Here is a 3,569-nt window from a genome sequence, read left to right as displayed (position 1 = left end):
CCCCTCATCCGACCTCGCTTCGCGAGGCCACCTTCTCCCACAGGGGGAGAAGGGACAACCCACCCAGACACACTCCAGAAACAAGAAACAACATCCGGGAAAAGCTCGCGAAAACATCGCCTGTCATAACCACCCTCGCGGCGGTCAAGCGGGCTGCTGCACAACGCGAAGAAATGGTCCAAAACATGCAACGACGTTCGACCGGATGGATGGGTGCCCTGACAGGCATTTCGCTCGCCATGCTGGCGGTCGCACAATCGGGTGCGGAAGCAGCGGTCACCCGGAGCGAATATTGCAGCCAGCTCGGTCTTCAACTCGACGGAGCCATCCAGACCAAAGCCAAACCCGGTGCCAGTGCGAGCCAGATCGCCGAGGCAACCGCGCTCCAGGACAAGGCGAACCGGTTTTGTGCCGAGCGCAAACAGGCACAAGGCATCAGGACCTACGCCAACGCCCTGAAACTCCTTGGCGTGACGCCGGTCGACTTGAACCAATAGTATCTGCCTTTGAACCATCAAGCACGCCAAGGCTGCTTGATTGCCCCTCCTTCCTGACTTCCTCCCGGGAAAAGGCCGCCACTCGCAAAGCGAGGGCGGCTTTTTTCTTGGCTACGCAATGCCGGAGGAAATGCGCGACAGACACCTGTCAAATCCGCACAAAAACAGATGCTTATAACAATTCGGCGATTCAGATACTGAAGCACTTCATGCGACGCTGAGTGCCGATCGCAATCTGCCCAGGAATCGGGTGGCGGGCCGCATGCGCAACGCATACCCCTCGCCGCAGAAAGAGCCTGAGCGGCTTACTTCCTGCCTTGCGGATGGATCGTCTCGCCGCGCTTCAGCATTGCTACAAACGCCTCGATCTTCTTCTTGCGCCCGGCCTCGGTCTTCATGTTGTGGGTGCGGAAGGCGAGCGCGAAACGGTTCTGCGCACTGAGTTTTTCGAGCATCGCCTTCGCAGCGGGCTCGGCGTCGATGGCCGCTTGCAGATCATCGGGGATCTTCATCTCCTTGCCGCTGCCATAGGCGCGCGCCCAGCGCCCGTCCGCCTTGGCCGCCTCGACCTGTTTGAGCCCATGCTCGGTCATGCGGCCCTCCTCGACCAGCCGCGCGACATTGTCGATGTTGATCAGGCTCCAGATGCTCTTCCGGCTGCGCGGCGTGTAGCGCTGCAGGAAACTCTTGTCGTCCAGCCCCTTGCGCACCGCGTCGATCCAGCCGAAGCACAGCACCACGTCGATGGCTTCCTTCGGCGTGATCGACTTCAGTCCCGACCCCACCTTGTGAACCTTGATCCACACTTCGGTTTCCGTGGCGTGGTGCTTGCCGAGCCACGCGTAGAAGCTGCCCGCATCCGGAAACTCGTGCACCTTGTCGGGATCGACCTTGACCGGCGCCATTAGCCGGCCTGTTTGTTCAGTGCCGCTCGCGCCACCATAGTTCCTGCTCCCACTGTCGTATTGCCCCGCATTGCGCCCATCGTCATCGCCCGGCATGTGGCACAGATCGCTGTCAGTTTTCGTCAGTTGCGTCACCACAAAGCGAAGAAAGCATCGCCGCGCGACTTCGTCGGGGAGAAGAGAGGGCGCGCGATATTCCACCGCCATGCTATAGGACCGCAAGGTGTCAGTCTGGGGGAATATGCCACCATGAAATCTCTGCTGCTAGCTTTTCTATCTTTGCTGTTGCCGAGCCTCGCCCTTGCGGAGCCGATCGAAACCCGGAAAATCGTCACGGCTGTGACTGGCGACTTCAACGGCGATGGCGCCGTCGATCTTGCCATGGTGGTCGAGACCGAGCCCGGCCAGCCGATGGACGTCCACTTCTTCCTCAGGGACAAGGAGCACAATTACCTCAAGCCTGTCGAGATCGTGCACGAGCAGATCCACGGGGAATGGAACGGCTACGACCGGCCGGGCTACGAGAACTCCGACACCGAGCCGGAACTGACGATGCTGCCCAACGGTTCGATCAAATTCTACCTGCCAGCGATGCCGGTCGGAAGCGAACGGACCGACATGACGCTGACCATCGCCTGGCGCAACGGTGCCTTCATCGTCGCCGGCTTCGCCTATAGCCATGATGACTATTTGAAGGAGAATGCCGAAAGCGCCTGCGAGTACAATGTGCTGACCGGCAAAGGCACCGGCAGCGAGAAGCAGCCGGACGGCAGCACCAAGCACAAGACCGTCTCGGTCGAAGGCCAGGCCATCGCTTTCAAGGATTGGAACCCGGGCGCTGCCTTCACCGCTTGCGGCAACTGATCGCCCTGCATCATCGGCGCTTCCGATAGCGCTATCGGTTTCTTCCGTTTTCACTTGCCGTACCGAACTGCCAATTCCCTGCCCTTCTCCATCCAAGCAAAGGCAGAGCGAATGAGCATTTCAAATCAGAAAATCCTGATCGTCGGCGGCGGCTCCGGCATGGGTCTGGCGCTGGCCCGACGCTGCAGTGAGGCTGGGGCCGAGGTGATCATCGCCGGTCGCGGCGAGAACCGGCTGCGACAGGCGCGCGAGGCGCTGGGCAATCCCGCCGGGCTGGAGACCGCGATGGCCGAGCGGCTGCCCGTCGGGCGAATTGGCAACCCGATGACATCGCGGACGCCATCGACGCGTCTACTGCAGCTGCGGCTTTTTCAGAAAACTGCCGCGGTCGGCCGATTTGACGCGCAGCCAGGTTTCGCGGCCGTCGCGCAGCACCCGCATCGGAATCTCCGCCCCCGCCGAGCCGCTCTCCCACAGCTTGCGATAGAAATCGGCCAGCCCGTCGACCGCGCCGTCGCGGATGTCGGAGATGATGTCGCCCTGACGCAGGCCGGCCTTAGCCGCCGGGCCGCCCTCGGTCACGCTCATCACCACCACCCTGCCGTCGCTTTCGGCCGACAGGGCGCCGAGCCACGGGCGCGGCGGCTTGGCCACCTGGCCGCGCGTCAGGAGGTCGTCGAGAATGGGCGGCAGCAGATCGATCGGCACCACCATGTTGATGTCGGCCACCTCGCCGTTGCGGCTCATCTGCAGGCGCAGCGAGCCGATGCCGAGCAGCGAGCCGTCGGCGCCGAACAGCCCGGCACCGCCCCAGGACGGGTGCGCGGGCGCAATGAAGATCGCCTCGTCGAGCAGATATTCCCAATAGCCGGCGAATTCCTGCTTGGTGACGATCCTGGCCTGCACCGACTGGCCGATGCCGTCGGCCAGCACGACGGCGTCGCCGATCCTGGCCTTGCCGGCATCGCCCAGCGCCACGGCCGGCAGGCCGAGCGGCGCCAGCGCCTGCACCAGGCCAAAGCCCGATTCCTGGTCATAGGCGAGCGCGTGCGCGGGGATGACGCGGCCGTCATGGCTGGTCAGCCAGACCTCTTCCGCTTCGGTGATGAGATAGCCGATGGTCAACACCAGCCCGTCATTGCGAATGACGACGCCGCTGCCTTCCCTGAGCGTGCCAAGCGCCCCGGCTGTAAAGGCATCTTCGGGAACAGTAGCCCGCACGGCAACGACCGAGCGCGGATTGGGATTGATGGTCATGCTTTTGTCCTGGATGGGCTTTGGCGACATCTTCTATAGGTATGCC

4 protein-coding genes and 1 pseudogene are annotated in these 3,569 nt (G+C 62.7%); 3 read left to right on the top strand and 2 right to left on the bottom strand.

Annotated features, from left to right (window positions below; translation table 11 throughout):
- The first annotated feature begins 185 nt into the window (after positions 1 to 185).
- Positions 186 to 497: a hypothetical protein gene (locus tag EOB59_RS34060; RefSeq protein WP_164762488.1), complete on the top strand. Its 312-nt coding sequence runs from the start codon at positions 186 to 188 to the stop codon at positions 495 to 497.
- A gap of 305 nt (positions 498 to 802) precedes the next feature.
- Here the strand turns inward: EOB59_RS34060 and EOB59_RS34055 are convergent, their stop codons facing one another.
- Positions 803 to 1,402 carry a YdeI/OmpD-associated family protein gene (locus EOB59_RS34055; RefSeq protein WP_127396892.1) on the bottom strand — a complete coding sequence of 200 codons (600 nt, stop codon included), beginning with the start codon at positions 1,400 to 1,402 and terminating at the stop codon, positions 803 to 805.
- Between the two features lie 249 nt (positions 1,403 to 1,651).
- Between EOB59_RS34055 and EOB59_RS34050 the strand changes: the two genes are divergently transcribed.
- Together EOB59_RS34050 and EOB59_RS37260 are read left to right on the top strand one after the other, a co-directional pair.
- Positions 1,652 to 2,266: a hypothetical protein gene (locus EOB59_RS34050; RefSeq protein ID WP_128290256.1), complete on the top strand. Its 615-nt coding sequence runs from the start codon at positions 1,652 to 1,654 to the stop codon at positions 2,264 to 2,266.
- Positions 2,267 to 2,377: 111 nt separating this feature from the next.
- A pseudogene (locus EOB59_RS37260) lies at positions 2,378 to 2,521 on the top strand (SDR family NAD(P)-dependent oxidoreductase); the annotation flags it as partial.
- 96 nt (positions 2,522 to 2,617) lie between these two features.
- Here EOB59_RS37260 and EOB59_RS34040 read toward each other — a convergent pair.
- A complete protein-coding gene (locus EOB59_RS34040) occupies positions 2,618 to 3,523 on the bottom strand; it encodes a S1C family serine protease (protein WP_013530631.1) in 906 nt (301 codons plus the stop codon).
- Positions 3,524 to 3,569 lie beyond the last annotated feature (46 nt).

Source organism: Mesorhizobium sp. M7A.F.Ca.MR.176.00.0.0 (assembly GCF_004023165.1).
Taxonomy (GTDB): Bacteria; Pseudomonadota; Alphaproteobacteria; order Rhizobiales; family Rhizobiaceae; genus Mesorhizobium.
This window is presented reverse-complemented; position numbering and strand designations above follow the sequence as displayed.